This window comes from Brevundimonas sp. (assembly GCF_031412435.1).
In the GTDB taxonomy this organism is placed as follows: Bacteria; Pseudomonadota; Alphaproteobacteria; order Caulobacterales; family Caulobacteraceae; genus Brevundimonas.
On record NZ_JANODA010000022.1, the window covers coordinates 1 to 16,771 of the forward strand.

Here is a 16,771-nt window from a genome sequence, read left to right on the forward strand (position 1 = left end):
TCTTGAGAAGGTCTACGGCCTGATGGAGGGCGAGATCTCCGTGCTGCAGGTCGAGAAGAAGATCCGCTCGCGCGTGAAGCGCCAGATGGAGAAGACCCAGCGCGAATATTATCTGAACGAGCAGATGAAGGCGATCCAGCGTGAGCTGGGCGAGACCGACGACGCGCGCGACGAGATCATGGAGCTGGAGAAGCGCATCCGTAAGACGCGCCTGTCCAAGGAAGCCCGCACCAAGGCCGAGGCCGAGGTCAAGAAGCTGCGCAACATGAGCCCGATGTCGGCCGAGTCGACGGTGGTCCGGAACTACCTCGACTGGCTGCTGTCGATCCCGTGGGGCAAGACCAAGCAGAAGCCCATCGACCTGAACAAGGCCGAGGCCATCCTCGAGGAGGACCACTACGGCCTCGAGAAGGTCAAGGAACGGATCATCGAGTATCTGGCGGTGCAGGCGCGCACCAACTCGCTCAAAGGCCCGATTCTGTGCCTCGTCGGCCCTCCGGGCGTCGGCAAGACCTCGCTGGCGAAGTCGATCGCCAAAGCGACCGGGCGTGAATACGTCCGTATGTCGCTGGGCGGGATGCGCGACGAAGCGGAAATCCGCGGTCACCGTCGGACCTACATCGGGTCGATGCCGGGCAAGATCATCCAGTCGATGAAGAAGGTGAAGACGACCAACGCCTTTATCCTGCTGGACGAGATCGACAAGCTGGGCGCCGACTGGCGCGGTGACCCGTCTTCGGCCCTGCTGGAGGTGCTGGATCCGGCGCAGAACAATGCGTTCGGCGACCACTATCTCGAGGTCGACTACGACCTGTCGAACATCATGTTCGTCACCACGGCCAACAGCCTGAACATGCCCCAGCCCCTGATCGACCGGATGGAGATCATCCGCGTCAGCGGCTACACCGAGGACGAGAAGGTCGAGATCGCCAAGCGTCACGTCCTGCCCAAGGTCACGACCGACAACGGCCTGACGCCGGCCGAGTTCGTGGTCCCGGACGAGCAGATCCGAAACCTGATCCGCTACTACACCCGGGAAGCCGGTGTGCGGTCGCTGGAGCGGGCCCTGGGCGGTCTGGCCCGCAAGGCCGTGCGCGAGATGTCCAAGCAGAACCTGCTCTCCATCACCGTCGACGAGGCCAAGCTGGCCGAGTACGCGGGGGTGAAGAAGTTCCGCTACGGCGAGACGGACGAGGAGGATCAGGTCGGCATCGTCACCGGCCTGGCCTGGACCGAGTTCGGCGGCGACATCCTGACCATCGAGGCGATCAAGATGCCGGGCCGCGGTCGCATGACCGTCACCGGCAACCTGAAGGAGGTGATGAAGGAGTCGATCTCCGCCGCCGCCTCCTACGTCCGGGCCCGGTCGCTCAGCTTCGGCGTCAAACCGCCGGTGTTCGAGAAGACCGACATCCACGTCCACGTGCCGGACGGCGCCACGCCCAAGGACGGGCCCTCCGCCGGCGTCGCCATGACCGTGGCCATGGTCTCGGTCCTGACCGGCGTCCCGATCCGCAAGGACATCGCCATGACCGGCGAGATCACCCTGCGCGGCCGCGTCACCGCCATCGGCGGCCTGAAGGAAAAGCTGCTCGCGGCCCTGCGCTCCGGCGTGAAGACCGTGCTGATCCCGCAGGAGAACGAGAAGGACCTCGCCGACGTGCCCGACAACGTGAAGGGCGCGCTGGAGATCATCCCGATCTCGACGGCCGACGAGGCTCTGAAATGGGCCCTGACCGGCTCGCTGACGGCCGTGGAGTGGGATGAGGTGGCCGAGCCGCTGAACCCTGGGCCCACGGCGCCTCCCGCGGTCGATGGATCCACCGTCGTCAGCCACTGACCCGAACAGCCTCCCCGCCCACCGGCGGGGAGGTTTTTCTTTGGGCGGAAGCGACTTGAACCGGCGCGCGGGGGAGGGCACAACCCGCGTCCGTGGTGAGGGCGGCTAGCTCAGCTGGTCAGAGCATCTCGTTTACACCGAGAGGGTCGGCGGTTCGAACCCGTCGCCGCCTACCACGAAACCCTAGGACAATCAGTTGTTTGTCCAGATTGTCCCGACGGTACATGCTCCGTATGCAGAGCAAAAAGAGCCAAGGGGGGCAATAGGGGGGCAGTTTCTGCGGATTTTGGTGAACTGCACAGCGACGCGCTGAACCGCTTTCGCAGGGGGGCGCAGACCTCTTTGTGTCCCTGCAAGGCTGATAAGATGGGGGTAGCCGCGCAAGGAACAGCGCAGCGGCGGGAGAAACGGCGCGGCGCGGCGCGCGCGGAAGACGGCAGTGATGAGGTCTCGTTGCGCCAGGCAAGGCGCCGCCTTCGCTCATGATGGCGCCGCCAAGCCGCCCGCCGTCCGAAGCGGCCAGTTCGAGGGCTCTCTGTCAGCCACTGGCATTGTCTTTCAACAGCTGTTCCAGCCAGTCGTGGCGATCACCCGCCCGAAAACCCGCCCATGGCTTCGCGCTTCGAACTGGCGTTCAGGCTTGTTCAGGCGGTTTCGTGATGGGTCGGGTGCGGTGAGCCTTACCCCTCGTCCTGGCGTTTTACGCCTCAGCGCCTGTAATCGAACGGCCGTCCCGAGGGGGGACAGCGGGGTGATCAGCAAGTCGGGGTGTCCTGACAGGCCGCCCGGCCCGTGTTCGGGGTCCCGTCGGTCTGCACTGGCTGCTTCTGGTCATGTCGGCGGGCGGAGGGTGTCGCCTCTCCGGTGGGCGAGGGTGAGAGCTGGTGGAATCGTCACTGCAGGGCCGGAAGCGGGGCTGAACACGGCTGACGGCGCTTCTCTTCAACGCCGTCCGAACGCCCGGGCATGGCGTGGGAGTCATGTCGCAAACGCAGGGGGGCTTCCGGGAAGCCGAACCTCGATAGACAGGGACTTTGACGCGATACAGCCGGCTGCGGTTTTTAAGACGGCGTCGGCGAGGAGCCACAGTCACGCGTTGGCTCTTGGACACGGGATCGGCCGGTTAAGCCTGAAGCTCGCAACAGTCATGTAGAGGTCAGCGATGTCTGCCGACGATACCGGCGCCCCCGGGAAGATACCCGCCGCCCAATATCTGCGCATGTCGACCGATCGACAGCAGTTTTCCCTGGAAGCACAGGCGGTGCTGATTGCAGCCTTCGCCGAACTCGAAGGGTACGAGATTGTCGAAACCTATCAGGACGCGGGGCGCAGCGGCGTTACCATCACCGGTCGCGAGGGGCTGAAACGCCTGTTGCGCGACGTCGTCTCCGGCCCTGCGTACAAATCGATTCTCGTGGCGGACGTCAGCCGCTGGGGACGATATCAGGATCCTGACGAAGCCGCGCACTACGAGTTTCTGTGCCGCGATGCCGGGGTCCGCGTGCGCTATTGCGCCGAGGCCTTTGCGGACGACGGCAGTATAACGTCCGGCCTGGTGAAGAACATGAAGCGGCTGATGGCGGCCGAGTACAGCCGGCAACTCTCGGACCGCTGTCGCGCGGGTCTCCATCGGGCGGTTCGTGCCGGCGGTCGGGGCGGCGGTCCGACGCCATATGGCTTCGTCCGCGGAACGCTCGATCCGGCGACGAGCGAACTTCGGGCCTTGGGTCCCGGCGAACTGAAGGGCCATATCGGCGACCAGGTGCGTACGGTCCACGGTCCCCCGGACCAGGTTGCGACAATCCGCCGGATCTTCGCAATGCATGTCCGGGAAGTTCGCAGCCCAGGAGAGATCGCGCACCGCCTGAACGCATCAGCGACGCCCTATTCCCGACCAGGACCCTGGGACACGGACCGGGTCAAACGCGTCCTGGCGAACGAGCTGGTCGTCGGCATCCAGGTCACCAACAGAAGCCGGTTCCGCTTCGGTGAACGGGAGTATCTCGCCGAGGATCAGTGGGAGAGGATCCGTGTTGGAACACCCGTCGTCACAGCCGCAACCTTCGCAAAGGCGCAGGAGCGCCTCAAGAGTTCACTGGGCCTCAATCACACCGACGACGAACTACTTGCCGGAGCCCGGCGCATCGTCGCGAAGTACGGCCACCTCAGCCCCTCCCTGATTGCTCAACATGCATGGGCCTCTCTCGGGACCTATAATGTCAGGTTCCGGTCGATGGCCGGAATCGCGCGGCGAATAGACTATTCTCCTGCAAGCGGGCAGCAGCGTCTTTATGCGGATCAGAACGCGTTGGGCGCGGACCAGGTCAGAAGCGGTCTGTCGCGCCTGCTGGCGCAGGAAGGATATCTGAGCCAATCCCTGATCAATCAGACGCCCTACCTTCCTCACGCAGATACGCTCAGGAAGCAGTTTGGATCGATGAGAAACATCTATGCCTTGATTGGGTACCGGTTTGCCCGATCACACCTGCCCCGGACGGAGAAGGTGGATGCGGCGGGCGAATAAGGGGCCTGCCGACGTCGCCGACATCGAAACCCCGTCGGCGTCGCTCACGACGGGGATGTCGCGGAACGGGCGGATGGAGCGGGCCACAAGCTGGGCCAGGCGGCGGGTATGCGCCCGGCAATCGATTTGGACTGACAGAGCGCGCCGTTGCAATGCGGGCGCCCGCCTTTCGGTCCAACCGGCATCCCTGACCCTGCCGAGGTTCGCCGTGATGCGGACCCCTCTGGCTGAATCCCTTTGCCGTGCGCGACCAGGGTCTCAGTCGGCAAATGAAAGCCTGGCGGCCAGGGCGTCGTAGACGGCCCGGACCTTCAAGCTCGTGCGTAAGTCCCGGTGGGTGACAAGCCAGACGGGAAAGGAGAGGGGCTTAAGCTCGGGCAATAATCGCTGGACGGTCGAATCCGCGTCGCCGACACGAAGCGTCATGATGCCGACGCCCGCGCCCGCCCTGACCATCGCCCATTGCGCGAGGTGGGACTCCGAGACGATGCGCATGTTTCGCTCCGAGATCGGGAAGCCGAGTTCGCGCAGGCCCTTCAGGACCCAGTTCTGGCCCGGGTAGCCGACCATATCGACACTCTCCAGATCGGCCGGCGTGACCGGGACCGGGTGACGCGAGAGCCAGTCGTTTGACGCGTAGAACCCGCCCTGATCGGACCCCAGACGTTTGACGATGAGGTCGCGATGTTCGGTCGGATAACTGCGCACGGCGATGTCGGCCTCGCGGCGCCTAAGGTCTGTCCGATCGTTAGCGACCACGATCTCGATCGACAGGCCGGGGTGCTGTTGCGTTATGTCGGCGACCACGTCCGGCAACAGGCTCGTGGCGTAGACATCGCTGGCGGAAATCGCCACCGACCCCTGGAGGGTCTGGGTGCGACCATCGGCGGCCAGGCTGGTGCGTGACGCGGCCTCGCCCATTTCGCGAACATGATCCAGGAGCTCATGACCGGCGTGGGTCAGGACAAAGCCGCGCCCCGCGCGCTCGAAAAGGACGACGCCGAGCGCCTGCTGCAACGCCTCGACCTGCCGGCTCAGCGTCGGCTGGCTAAGGTCCAGCGCATCGGCGGCCCGCGACAGGGAGCCAAGCTCGGCGGTCGCGAGGAAAGCCCGCGCGTGGTTCCAGTCGAACCGGAGAGAGCGCCAATCGATACGTTCCTGCATAGGTCAGCTTCACCGCCAGGTCTGGTTATTGCAAGAGGGCCGGGGGCATCCTGCGATCAGGGAGCTTCACCATGTCCGATGTTTCGCTGACTGATCATCATGCCTCTGACACATCGCGTCGCAGGGCCGGCTGGCGCTCGGTCCCCGTCGCGCTGACCGCGGTCGTCCTGGTGGTCTTGATCCCGCTGCTTGAGGTGAACGCCAGCCATCTCGTGAACCCGGAATGGCCCGCCCACGCCAGGTTCCATGAGGCCTGGCAGCTTCTTACGAACGCAGGCTTGGCGGTCATGGCCCTGTGGCTGGCGCTGTGCCGCCGGCAAGAACGGATGGCGGCGGGTCTGTGCCTGGTCGTGGTGGGATCACTTCTGGCCGCCCACCTTCTCGGCAGTCTCTATGGCGGCGAGATTTCGCGACCCGGAAGCGATGAATTCGAGCTCTTCGGCTTGAGCTCTCCAGTCCTGATCCTGTCGGTTCTCGCCGTCGGGCTGGTCGCGGCGATCTGGCCTGCCGGTGCGAAATCGATCCGTTCTTGAATATCCGGTGACGGTCCTGGGGGCGGCCGGTCGTCAGTCTGGTCGCCGAGATTTCGCTGCGAGCACGCGAACCCGGCGCCCCGTAAGGCTCAGGCGCTGGAGTCGCGTCGTGCGGCTGCGCGCGCTTCCTTTGGGCTCTGGCCGGTCCAGCGCTTGAAGGCGCGGGAGAAGGCGGCCGGATCCGAGAAGCCGAGGAGATAGGCGGTCTCGGAAATCGAGACCTTGCCGCCGTCCATGTAGTGACGAGCCAGGGATCGGCGCAGGTCATCCAGGACCTCGGCGAAAGTCGTTCCTTCTGCGCCGAGCTTGCGCGACAAGGTACGCTGGCCCAGGCCGAGTTCCCGGGCTGCAAACGACAGATCCGCTGTCCCTGTATGGAGGGCTGGCATCAATGCGCCCTCGACACGACCTTTGAAAGTGCGGGTGCGTTCCAGTCGTTCGAGCATTTCCGTGGCGTGCTCGCTTAATATGCCGAACACATAGCCGGGCGCGGCCGCGACCCGGTGGGTGAGCCATCGCTCATCGATCCGCAGGGCGTTCCAACCCGCATCAAAGCGGACAGGCGCCCTGAACACCCGCTCGTACTCCCCTGCGTAGGACGGCGCCGGGTGCATCACCTCCGCTTCCAGGACGAACGGCGTGTCGCCGAAGGCGCGGGTGCCGCAGATCATCAGGGCGAAGGTGGTCTCGACCGTCTCCGGCCATCCGGGCGGTATCCGGCGATTGTCCACCAGCCAGAGGTCGCCGTCCCGTCGCTGGAGCTGGAAACGATCGCCTGATCCCATGTGGCTGGCTTCCATGACGAGCTGGCCAAATCGGTTCATCTCGCGAAAGGCGTCCAGCATCGTGGGCGACGCCCGGCAGATGAGGCCGAGGACCGACATCTGGGACAGGTCCACCGCCTCTCCGAACAGGAGGGCGAGGGCGGGCTCGCCCGTGAGCGCCTGGCTGGCCCGCATCAAGACGAGATAGCGGGATGAGCCGATGCGGCCGTCGTAGTCCATCAGTTCCGACGGGTCGATGCCGGAGCTGGCGAGGAGAGCCTGGCGATCCGCGCCCCTGGAGACGGCGAACTCTATGAGTTCGCGCACGACGCCGGCGCCGACCGTGGGTTCGGCAAGCGCGGCGGGTTTGGCGTCCAAAGCCAAGTTTTTGGTCGGCTGGGGCATGGTTCGTCCCTTAGGCCCTGGCGTAGCGTTCACCAACTGCGTCGAGCGTCGGGGACATCGTGAACACTAGAGTAAAACCCGGCCGGATTCCCGGTCGCGTGCGACACGAACTCGCGGACCGTGCGCTCCAATGGTCGACGATCGCCTGGTTCTCGGTCGCCACGGCGGGGCAGGCGATGTTCGCCCTGTACATCCTGCTCTTCTACGGTGGCTCGACCCTGCGCGGCGATGTCGCGGCCTGGAGGGAGGTGCTTCCCAACCGCGTCAACGCGGGCGACACGATAGGCATCGCCACCATGGGGCTTCATCTCGCCCTGGCCTTGATCGTGACCGTCGCGGGCCCTCTGCAACTGATCCCGAAGCTTCGGGCGCGGATGCCCGCCCTGCATCGCTGGACAGGTCGCCTTTACATCACCGTCGGCTTCATCATCAGCCTCGGCGGGCTCTACATGATCTGGGGCCGGAGGGACGCTGTAGACACTCTCATCGGTTCGGCTCCCCTGACACTCAACGCACTCCTGATCATGGGTTTTGCGGTCATGGCCTATCGCCATGCCCGCGCCCGGCGGATCGACGATCACCGGCAATGGGCCCTGCGACTGTTCATGGCCATGAGCGGCGTGTGGTTCCTTCGGATCGGCGTCATGGTCTGGATCCTGACCATCGGCGCCGACGGCCTCGGCGGCAGGCTCGAGGGACCGGTCGGGACCTTCCTCAAGTTCGCCTGCTATCTCGTCCCGCTTGCCGTCCTTGAGCTCTACTTCCTCGCAAGGCGCCAGGATGCGGCTGCGCCGCGATGGGGGATGGCGGCGGTCATCACCGCGCTGACCCTGCCGACGGCCGTCGGCATCGGCATGGCGGCCATCGTCTTCTGGCTGCCTCACATCTGACGAAGCCGTTCCCCGGAACCTTGAGATCGCACCAGCCACGCCAGGTTTGAGAAATGCAAGAATGAAACTTTCATATCCATCCATGAATACTTACAGAAGAAACGCCGATTCATGACAAGGAAGTAACTGGCAAGTTCAGGATATAAAACGGATACGACACCCTAGTAATCAAAGTCGATACATCTAGGGGTAAAGCCAATGAAGCGTACCAGGTTGTTTCTGCTCGCCGGCACGGCGCTTGTGACCACGGCGGGGGCGGCGGTCGCCCAGACTGCGCCGACGCCAAACCCGGCGCCAGCCCAGGCCCAGGCCCCCCAGACGGGTTCTCCAGGCGCTGCAACCAATCTCGGCGACGTCGTCGTCACCGCTCGGACGACCGAAGTTCGGAGCTCGATCGACTCGACCAGCTATAGCCTGGCCAATGATCTGCAGGCATCGAGCGGAAGCCTGGCCGACGCCCTGCGCAATGTCCCGTCGGTCGAAGTGGATCCGCAGGGCAACGTCTCCCTGCGTGGCGATCCCGACGTCACCGTCCTCGTCGATGGGAGGCCTTCGGGCGTCCTGACGGGTGAAGGCCGCGCCCAGGCCATCCTGCAACTGTCCGCCAGCGGGTACAGCCGCATCGAGGTCATGACCAACCCGTCGGCGGCCTACAGTCCCGAAGGGTCCGGCGGGGTGATCAACCTCATCACGCGTCCGAACGTCGTGAGAGAGGGCGCGGCCATAACGGGATCGGTCCGCGCCAATGGGGGTGACAATGGTCGGTGGAACGTCGGCGCCAACGGAACCTGGGCGCAGGGCGGGCTCACACTCTCGGGGGACCTGAACCTCCGCAAGGACCTCATCCTGCAAGAGACCGATCGCCTGCGTCATCGTCTTGACCCGGTGACCGGCGCCATCGTCCAGACGACCCGCCAGACCCAGGACGTGGACGGATACAACGACGTCCAGTCCGCGCGCTTCAGCGCCCAGTACGACGTCGACCCGCAGCTCACGCTCAGCGCCGAGTTCAGGGGCGCACAGATCGATAACGGGGCGAGCGCCGACGAGACCTATGAGACAGCCGATGGAACAGGCGCACTGGCCGGCCGCTACGTCCGCGACCGGGACGTCGTCTTCGACGGCGACAGTGTGGGCGTGACATCGCGGATTCTGCGGCGGTTCGCCGGCGACGGCCACGAGTGGACGAATGAGCTTCGGGTCGACCGGAACCGGAACGCGTTTTCCCTCGGCGCGGTCTACCACTACGATCTGCCCGCGGCGCCCGACCTGCTTGAGCAGTCGTATATGCGAAACAGCCAGGCGCTGATCGGCTTCACGAGCGGCTACACCCGGCCGATGACGGAGGGTGGCAAGGTTCGCGCCGGCTATGAGTTCGAGGCGCGTGACGTGAGCCTGGACAATGCGACGAGCCGGGGACCGACGCGGGGCACGCTGCTCCCCGACCCCTCGGTCACCAATCGGTTCCAGGCCGAACAGGCTGTTCACGCCGCCTATGTCACCTGGGAACGGCCCATGGGGAATCTGACGGCCCAACTCGGCCTCCGGCTGGAGTATGCGGATCTTCAGCTTAACCAGATCACCACGGGCATGCGGTCCGAACAGGACTATTTTCGCGCCTATCCCACCCTGCATCTCGGCTATCAGCTGACCGACGCCCAGCAGCTTAAGGCCAGCTACAGTCGTCGAATCCAGCGGCCGTCCCCCGGCCTACTCAACCCCTTCACCACCGACCAGGATCCGCTGAACAGACGATCCGGAAATCCCGATCTCGTTCCGCAGGAGACCGACGCCTTTGAGGTCATGTGGCAGATGCGGAGCGGGCAGACCTTCTACCAGGCGACCGCCTATTTCCGGGATACGCGCAAGGCCTTCACCGACCTCGTGACGGACGCCGGGGGTTTCCTGCTCACGCGACCGGAGAATCTCGGGTCTCGCCGCGACACGGGCCTGGAACTGGTCGCCAACGGCGCGCTGCACGCGACGCTGAGATACAGCGCAAGCGTCAATGTGTTCCGCCAGGAAATCGACGCCGGGGATCTGGTGGCGGGCGTGGGCCGCTCGGCGACGATGGTCGCGGGTCGCGCCAACCTCAACTGGCAGCCGACGCCCGGGGACTTCCTGCAGGTCTCGGCGATCTGGCCGGGTGACGTGCTCCAGGCCCAGGGGATCAAGGAAACCGGATCGACGATCAACCTCGGCTACCGCCACACGCTCACGCCGAAGCTTGCCTTCCAGGCGACGGTTCGGGATGTCTTCAGCACCTACGGGGACACGAGCGTCTACGAGACCTCGACCTTCCGGGATCGCAGCGAGCGAAGCTACGGCGGTCGCGCCTGGTACGTCGGCCTGACCTATACCTTCGGCCAGGCGCCCAGGCGAACGGCGGAGCCGCAGTTCGACTTCCAGGCTCCGCCGGGCGGCGGGTGAACAGCAAAAGCGCAGGAGAGACCTTCCATGTTCGACAGTCTCAATCTACCGGTCGGGCGGCGACGCTGGCTGGGCGTTGCGCTGATCGCCGCAGCAGGCTTGAGCGCCCAGCCCGTCCTTGCACAGGACATGTTCGGCGCCCTGGAGGCCCAGGGCGCCTTCGCCGAGCAGCAGAACTACGCCGCCAGCCTGCATGCCTACTACGGAGGCGGGCAGCGCGAGGCGCTGGAGGAAGACCGGTCAAACGTCTCGGCCGCCACGCTCACGCCAGAGCAACTCGAACGTCTCGAGCGATACAGCCGCGAGCGTGAGGCCGAGCAGCAGGCGGCGTATGACAGGTGGCGAACCGGCAGCTGGCAGTATTTCCAGGGGCGCGAGGACGCTGGTCCGGGCGAGTTCTGTTCCGCCATGTACCAGAACCCCCAGGGGATCGTGACGCTGAGCGGGTTCGACGACAGCTGGGAAGGCGGGCTGCTGATGTTGACCGGCGACAAGATCCCCAGGCCACGACGGTTCGAGGAAATCACCGTCACGCTCACACAATCCGGCGAAGCGCCGGTGACCATCCGGGCGTTCAATCGCGCTCGCGATCCGCGGATGTATGACATGGGTACGATCGTGATTGCAGTGCCGACCATGGAGGGAGCCATCGATGGCATGGCCGAGGAGCAGGAGTTCGTCCTTTCCGTACGGGGTCGAGAAGCCTTCCGACTGGCCTGGAAGGACGGTTTGACTGCAGCGGGCGAGTTGCGCAAATGCGTTGCCGATCGCTGACCGGGCCGCTGCATCTTGTCCGGCGGGCGCGACAGAGCACGGGTCTTCCATCCAGGTCGTCGCTTGCCGGCCGGCGACGCGCGTCGTCATGATCCGCGATGCCGTCCTCCCTCAAGGGCCGGCCCCCAGCGGATTCGCACTCCTCGATTCCCGACCGATCGCATGCATCCAGTTGCGGCAGTGGCTGGCGGACCTGGACGGCCCGCCCGTGTCCATCGCCGTGGTATCGGACGCTGCGGAGGACTTCCTGAGGGCCGCAGCCTTGTCCCTCCACGTCCCGTAGCGACAGCGGCACCTTCACGTAGATCATGACGACCGTCCGGATCGCCTCCCAAAGCCACCTCTCAGGCGCTTTTCTCCGACGCCGAGATGGTGTCTCCAACCCTCATCGGGACGGGCCGGATCGCCTCCCGGGGTGGCGCCCAGTCTGCGAACTGGCGATGCAGTTCGCAGACTGGCGCCTGGTCGACGGACCGGTTTTCCCTCTGGCGGCAAGGACCGCTGTCGGCCCGAGGCGGACGTTCGTCGACCCCTTCCGGATACAGGGCTTGAGCGCTGGCGAGCCTGCTTCGAACTGGACCTGGCGCGTTTCTGCTTTGGGTTTGGGGCTCTATGCCCGAGACCCAATCCGAACGCTTCGAGTCCCGGCACAGCCTCGCAGCCTTTCTCCAGGTTTGGGAGTTTCCCGCCCATGGCGACTGCGACTTTAACCCATGGATCGTACGTTCGCGGGCTCGCGAGGGCTTTCGGCGGCGCGCTCATTTTCGCCTTCCCGCTCTTGATGACCATGGAGATGTGGTCCCTTGGCGTTTCCATCACGCCTCTGCGTCTGGGGGTGTTCCTCGCGCTCAGCCTGCCACTCTTGTTCGGCCTGTCGTACTACGCAGGTTTTCGAGAGACCTTTGGGTGGCTCGATGATGCAATGGATGCTCTGGCGGCTCTGGCGGTTGGCGTCGTGACCTCGGCCGTCCTCCTGGCCTTGTTCGGCGTGCTGACACCGGCCGAGCCGGCCAATGCAATGCTCGGCCAGCTCACTCTCCAGGCCGTGCCCGCCGCCATTGGCGCTCTGCTTGCCCGGCGTCAGCTGGCTTCAGGCAACGATGCCGGTACCGACGGGTCTGAGGAGGAGAATACACGGGAGACCTACGGCTCAGAGCTGTTCTTGATGGCCGTGGGGGCGCTGTTCATCGCCTTCAACGTCGCGCCGACCGAGGAAGTCGTTTTGATCGCATACCAGATGACCCCGTGGCATGCCTTGGGTCTCATGATCCTGTCACTCGGCCTGCTCCACACAATCGTTTATTCGCTCGGATTCGCCGGCCAACATTCGCACGAGCAACCATGGCAGGCCTTCATGCATTTCACCGTCCCTGGCTACCTGATCGCGCTGTTGGTGGCGGTTTACGTCCAGTGGACGTTTGGTCATATGGACGGCCAGTTCGGAGCCCAGCTTGCGATGACAACGGTGGTTCTTGCCTTTCCAGGCGCCCTGGGCGCCGGCGCTGCCCGGCTGCTGGTGTAGGTGTGGTGAAGACCTCACCGAAACAGCCGGCCCGGCGGCCTATCCTTGAGTGGGTGGTCGCGGGCTTGGGCCTGTTGGGGGTTATGGCCGCTTTCGGTCTGATCCTGACGGAGGCGCTTGCGGGACCGGCCGGGCCGCCCGAGCTGGGTCTCGCAGCCGTCGAAACGCGTTCGACAGGGTCTGGCTGGGTGGTCGAAATCGAAGCCACCAACACCGGCGACAGAACGGCCGCCGGTGTCCAGGTTGAAGGCCGGCTGGGCACGGAGACCGCGACGGCCGAGCTGGACTACGTACCCGCGCACGGCCAGTCTGTCGCCAGCCTGGGTTTCGACCAGGATCCCCGCCAAGGCCTTCAGTTGATCGTGTTGGGGTGGCGGGAACCCTAGCACCATCGTCAATCAGGCATCCGGCGCCCCTCGCAGAGCGGCATTTGGGCCAGGGTGGCGTCTGGTGCGGCCGCTCATGGCTGCTCCGCCCAAAGTTCCAAATGAGCCGCGGGCAAGGTGAACCAGATCGTCCCGTATCGATCCCCGGCATCGCGCCCGGCTCGCTGAAGCCGCGAAGGGGCAGGGGGCGACGGTTGACGGGCGGGAGCTACGGCGTCCAAGGGCTGCGCATGGTGTTGCGGACATTGGATGTGCCGCTGCCGGCTCCAGCACCAGCGGCTTGGGGAAATCGACGTCCTTATTCCCAGGCGCGCCGCGTGTCCGCGCGCTTGGTCGCGGCGTCGAACAGCGCCTCTTCGAGGATGGCCGGCCCCAAGGCGCAGGGTCAGGATGCCTTCGCCGGTCTCGTCCTGGCGGACGATCGGGGCCGGATAGTCGGGATCGTCATCGCGGGGCTGCACGTCGTTGCGGGGAGGTCGCCGGGCCCCGGTCTGGAGCGGTGGAGACTGCACATTTCGGGTGGCTGGGACGCAGCGACGCGGTGAGGGAGTCGTCGGCCCCGGCGAGGGGTGGCGGCGCCGCCGGACCAAGCTGAAGCTATGTCAGCCTATCCAGCCCTTGATCGCGACGCCCACTGCCACGAAGGCCAGGACCGCGAGCGAGATCAGGATAAACCGCCGCAAGCGATGGAGGCTGGCGAGGATCTGCGCACTCAACGTGCGCGCCAGTCCTCAGCCCTGCCCGTAGGCGCCCTTCGGCTCATCGGCCGGCGGGCTTTTCAGGGGCTGTTGATGTTTCGGCTCACGAACGGATGCGCCGGAGCCAGAGCCGGGTCCACCGGCAGCGGGGTCAAGAGGGCGCGGCCCTGGAGACGCCTCGCCGACAATCTCCTGACCGATGCCTCGGTTGGTTTCGCCAAGGTCTCCCCGAGCGCTCTTCGTGTCGTGAAGTTCAGTCATGGTCAGACGTCCAGTTCGGGTTGCGGAATAGTCGTGTCCGAGGGCCGGCGAAGGATGACGCGAAGTGCGATCACCAGGATCAGGCTCAGGAGGGCCAGCACGCCGCCCGTACCGATCAACACCCAACCCCAGAAGGTGATCGCCATCAACGATGACCGCCTGTCGGGGACGTGTCGCCAGACATCAGGCGTCTCCTCTGCGGCGCTTGATCGCTACTGAACCGCCTTTGCGGCCGGCCTCACGCGCCAGCTCAGCATTGGTGGCGAACGCCCGCTTCTCGCCGGGGACTGATGCGCCGCCCTTGCGGGCTATCTCCAGGCGGCGCTCTGGCGTCATGCACGCAAAACCCCGCTTCAAAGGACGCTTGCCCGCGGTGTCGGGAATATCCATCCGGTCACTCCAGTTTCGATGAAGCTGGAATCGGCGAGCGCCGTCTTCGTTCCTGTGTCGGATTGCGGACAAGATCGCCTCGTCGGCCTCAACGCCCGCGGCCCATTCGGCAAAGGGCGTGTTCCGCACCATGTGCCTGTTCAGATCAGCGGCGCCGTCAGTCCACCAGGCCGGTCCACGCTCGCCGAGCGCCACCCTGGCGCGGTTCGCAGCAAGGCGGGCCTCAGCTGAGGCCCATGGCCGGTTGTCAGGGCGTCCCGGACAGCCCGGGCGCGCATCAGATCCTTCACCAGCGCCTCGCGAAGGTCGGGCGCCAGAGCAGGGTTTGACGTTCGCCGGAGACGGCTCCGCACGACGAAATAGCGGCCGTCCGGGGTAGTCGGGCATGTCAATGGCCAGCCGCCGCAAACCTCATTGCTGGGGGCGCCGTTCCAGTGACGTCGAGCGCCCAGCCGGGATGGCCCCATGAGGCCTGCGCGCGTTCACCTCCCTCACCATAGGATCGGCCGGGGCAGACCATCCGATATGTTTTTGGCCGGCGCACGCCTCCTGGGATCGGCGCCCGGAGGCCACGGCGCGCAGCACGTCAGGTTGCCGTTCTCGGTCAGCACGGACAGGAAAGCAGGCCTTGTGTTGTGCGCGTCGACCCAGCCCTGGCCCTCGTCGCCTGTCTCAAAGCTGCGCCGACCCAACCCGGGTCGCTCCCAGGCCAGCAACGGAAGATGGGAGCGATGGCTAAACGCCGTGTCCGTCCCATAGCGGACTTCAGGCGCTACGAGACTGCGCTGACATTCGACGCGCCCCGTGCTCTCGGGGCTGAGCGGTTCATCACACTTCGTGCTGCGCCGGTTGTGATGACCACGGCAACGGTCAGACCGATGTCCGGCGCCAGCCGCCAAATGCCCAGAAGCGACAAGCCGATGAAGTGTTGCAGAGCAACGACCGACAGCACGCCGACGGCGATCCACGGCGCGGCGGCCAAGGCCATAGAAGCCGTGCCGACGGATAAAGCGCGGTCGCGTCTGACCCAGCGCCTTGTCGTGAAGAAGAGCGTGATCAGCGACCAGGCGATGACCAACAGAAGCGCCATTCGCGCCCAGGGTTCGACCGGTGTCGCGGGAGGCTGAGACGGCTGCCCTCGCACGTGTGCGATGAGCGCCTGACCAAGGTCGTCCACCGGGTCATCAACACTATGGCCGCCGAGATTGGTCAGAATGACGAAGGCGCGGTTGCGTGATGGCAACATCACCATGGTGGCGCGATAGCTACCGGTCGAGCCGCTATGCCACCAGATGCGCTCGCCCTGATCCATCGCCGTGCGCCAGCCTTGATGATACGCAACCGGGTCGTTGTCAGTGAGGTTCAGGGAGGGCCATCCCTCGTCCTGGGCTGAACGGGCTTGGGCCAGGATGGCGGTCATCAACTTGCCGAGGTCGGGGGCGCTCGCCCGGATGAACCCGGCTGGTGCGAGATGACCGGGAACAGGCTCCTCGGCCCAAGGCGTCGCTAGCCCAAAGAACAGACGGTGCCCGCATTGATCCGGCGCTATCGCCGCGGTGGAGGACATGGCCAGTGGGCCGAAGACTTCACGGGCGACAACAGCCTCAAAAGCAGCTCCGGATCGCGACTGGATTTCCTGGCCCAGGACGACATAGTTGAGGTTCGAATAGGCGTAAGCGCCCTGACGTCCGGCCGGCTGGAGGTTGCGGAAACCCGCGGTGTCCGGCGCCGGGATTGAGAATCCCTGTCTACGGGTGAAACCGCTTGTCTGGTTCAGCAATTGTCGCGGCGTGATCGCAGCAGAGCCACCGGACGACGGCTCCAGTGTTCTCAGGGGTGCATCCAGGTTCAGACGGCCCTGCGAAGCAAGGCGGATCGCCACGGCGGCGGTCACGGGCTTGCTGAGGGACCCGATGACGAAGGGCTGGTCGCTCGTGATCGGGGCGCCCCCGCGACAGACGCCGAAGGTGGCGACCTCGATGGGGCCTGAACTGCTGACCAGTGCGACGACGCCCCCCGGGATGTGCGCGCGCGTGAAGGCGGCGGTCACCAGTGGACCAATGGGAGCGGCGTGGACGGAAGTCGCGAACAATAGGACAGCAGAGGCCAGCAGACCTCGGACGATCATTGGCACAAACATCCCCCGCACATCCGCCCCGTGTCGGCAGGGACGATGACGTGGCGACAAAA

At 65.3% G+C, this 16,771-nt stretch carries 14 protein-coding genes and 1 tRNA gene; 10 read left to right on the forward strand and 5 right to left on the reverse strand.

The window, feature by feature from the left end:
• From lon to RMO01_RS04100, 3 genes are all read left to right on the forward strand, one after another.
• A partial coding sequence (lon, locus tag RMO01_RS04090; RefSeq protein ID WP_309627773.1) for an endopeptidase La occupies positions 1-1,840 on the forward strand: 1,840 nt, incomplete at its 5' end.
• Between the two features lie 99 nt (positions 1,841-1,939).
• A tRNA-Val gene (locus tag RMO01_RS04095) sits at positions 1,940-2,016 on the forward strand.
• 986 nt (positions 2,017-3,002) lie between these two features.
• A complete protein-coding gene (locus RMO01_RS04100; protein WP_309627774.1) occupies positions 3,003-4,364 on the forward strand; it encodes a recombinase family protein in 1,362 nt (453 codons plus the stop codon).
• 258 nt (positions 4,365-4,622) lie between these two features.
• On the opposite strand, the gene RMO01_RS04105 is transcribed toward RMO01_RS04100, so the two are convergent.
• Complete coding sequence (locus tag RMO01_RS04105) at positions 4,623-5,528, reverse strand: LysR family transcriptional regulator (RefSeq protein WP_309627775.1); 906 nt, start codon at positions 5,526-5,528, stop codon at positions 4,623-4,625.
• 71 nt (positions 5,529-5,599) lie between these two features.
• Here RMO01_RS04105 and RMO01_RS04110 point away from each other — a divergent pair, with 71 nt between their 5' ends.
• The gene (locus RMO01_RS04110; protein ID WP_309627776.1) at positions 5,600-6,061 is read left to right on the forward strand and encodes a DUF6640 family protein; all 462 of its coding nucleotides are present in this window, start codon (positions 5,600-5,602) and stop codon (positions 6,059-6,061) included.
• Between the two features lie 89 nt (positions 6,062-6,150).
• Here RMO01_RS04110 and RMO01_RS04115 read toward each other — a convergent pair whose 3' ends face one another.
• The gene (locus tag RMO01_RS04115; protein WP_309627777.1) at positions 6,151-7,230 is read right to left on the reverse strand and encodes an AraC family transcriptional regulator; all 1,080 of its coding nucleotides are present in this window, start codon (positions 7,228-7,230) and stop codon (positions 6,151-6,153) included.
• 98 nt (positions 7,231-7,328) lie between these two features.
• Between RMO01_RS04115 and RMO01_RS04120 the strand changes: the two genes are divergently transcribed.
• From RMO01_RS04120 to RMO01_RS04145, 6 genes are all read left to right on the forward strand, one after another.
• Positions 7,329-8,120: a DUF2306 domain-containing protein gene (locus RMO01_RS04120; RefSeq protein ID WP_309627778.1), complete on the forward strand. Its 792-nt coding sequence runs from the start codon at positions 7,329-7,331 to the stop codon at positions 8,118-8,120.
• 198 nt (positions 8,121-8,318) lie between these two features.
• Entirely contained in the window at positions 8,319-10,550 is a 2,232-nt protein-coding gene (locus tag RMO01_RS04125) for a TonB-dependent receptor domain-containing protein (protein ID WP_309627779.1), read from the forward strand.
• A 27-nt stretch (positions 10,551-10,577) separates the two neighbouring features.
• The gene (locus tag RMO01_RS04130; RefSeq protein ID WP_309627780.1) at positions 10,578-11,324 is read left to right on the forward strand and encodes a hypothetical protein; all 747 of its coding nucleotides are present in this window, start codon (positions 10,578-10,580) and stop codon (positions 11,322-11,324) included.
• A 691-nt stretch (positions 11,325-12,015) separates the two neighbouring features.
• Positions 12,016-12,846, forward strand: coding sequence for a TIGR02587 family membrane protein (locus tag RMO01_RS04135; protein WP_309627781.1), 831 nt, complete (start codon positions 12,016-12,018; stop codon positions 12,844-12,846).
• A 5-nt stretch (positions 12,847-12,851) separates the two neighbouring features.
• The gene (locus RMO01_RS04140) at positions 12,852-13,232 is read left to right on the forward strand and encodes a hypothetical protein (RefSeq protein WP_309627782.1); all 381 of its coding nucleotides are present in this window, start codon (positions 12,852-12,854) and stop codon (positions 13,230-13,232) included.
• Between the two features lie 317 nt (positions 13,233-13,549).
• Complete coding sequence (locus tag RMO01_RS04145; RefSeq protein ID WP_309627783.1) at positions 13,550-13,777, forward strand: hypothetical protein; 228 nt, start codon at positions 13,550-13,552, stop codon at positions 13,775-13,777.
• 416 nt (positions 13,778-14,193) lie between these two features.
• Here the strand turns inward: RMO01_RS04145 and RMO01_RS04150 are convergent, their stop codons facing one another.
• The 3 genes from RMO01_RS04150 to RMO01_RS04160 form a co-directional block, all read right to left on the reverse strand.
• Positions 14,194-14,337 (reverse strand): hypothetical protein, encoded by a 144-nt coding sequence (locus RMO01_RS04150; protein WP_309627784.1) that lies wholly within the window; start codon positions 14,335-14,337, stop codon positions 14,194-14,196.
• Positions 14,338-14,374: 37 nt separating this feature from the next.
• Positions 14,375-14,581 carry a general stress protein gene (locus RMO01_RS04155; protein ID WP_309627804.1) on the reverse strand — a complete coding sequence of 69 codons (207 nt, stop codon included), beginning with the start codon at positions 14,579-14,581 and terminating at the stop codon, positions 14,375-14,377.
• A gap of 772 nt (positions 14,582-15,353) precedes the next feature.
• Entirely contained in the window at positions 15,354-16,631 is a 1,278-nt protein-coding gene (locus RMO01_RS04160) for a serine hydrolase domain-containing protein (RefSeq protein WP_309627785.1), read from the reverse strand.
• Between the last annotated feature and the right edge of the window lie 140 nt (positions 16,632-16,771).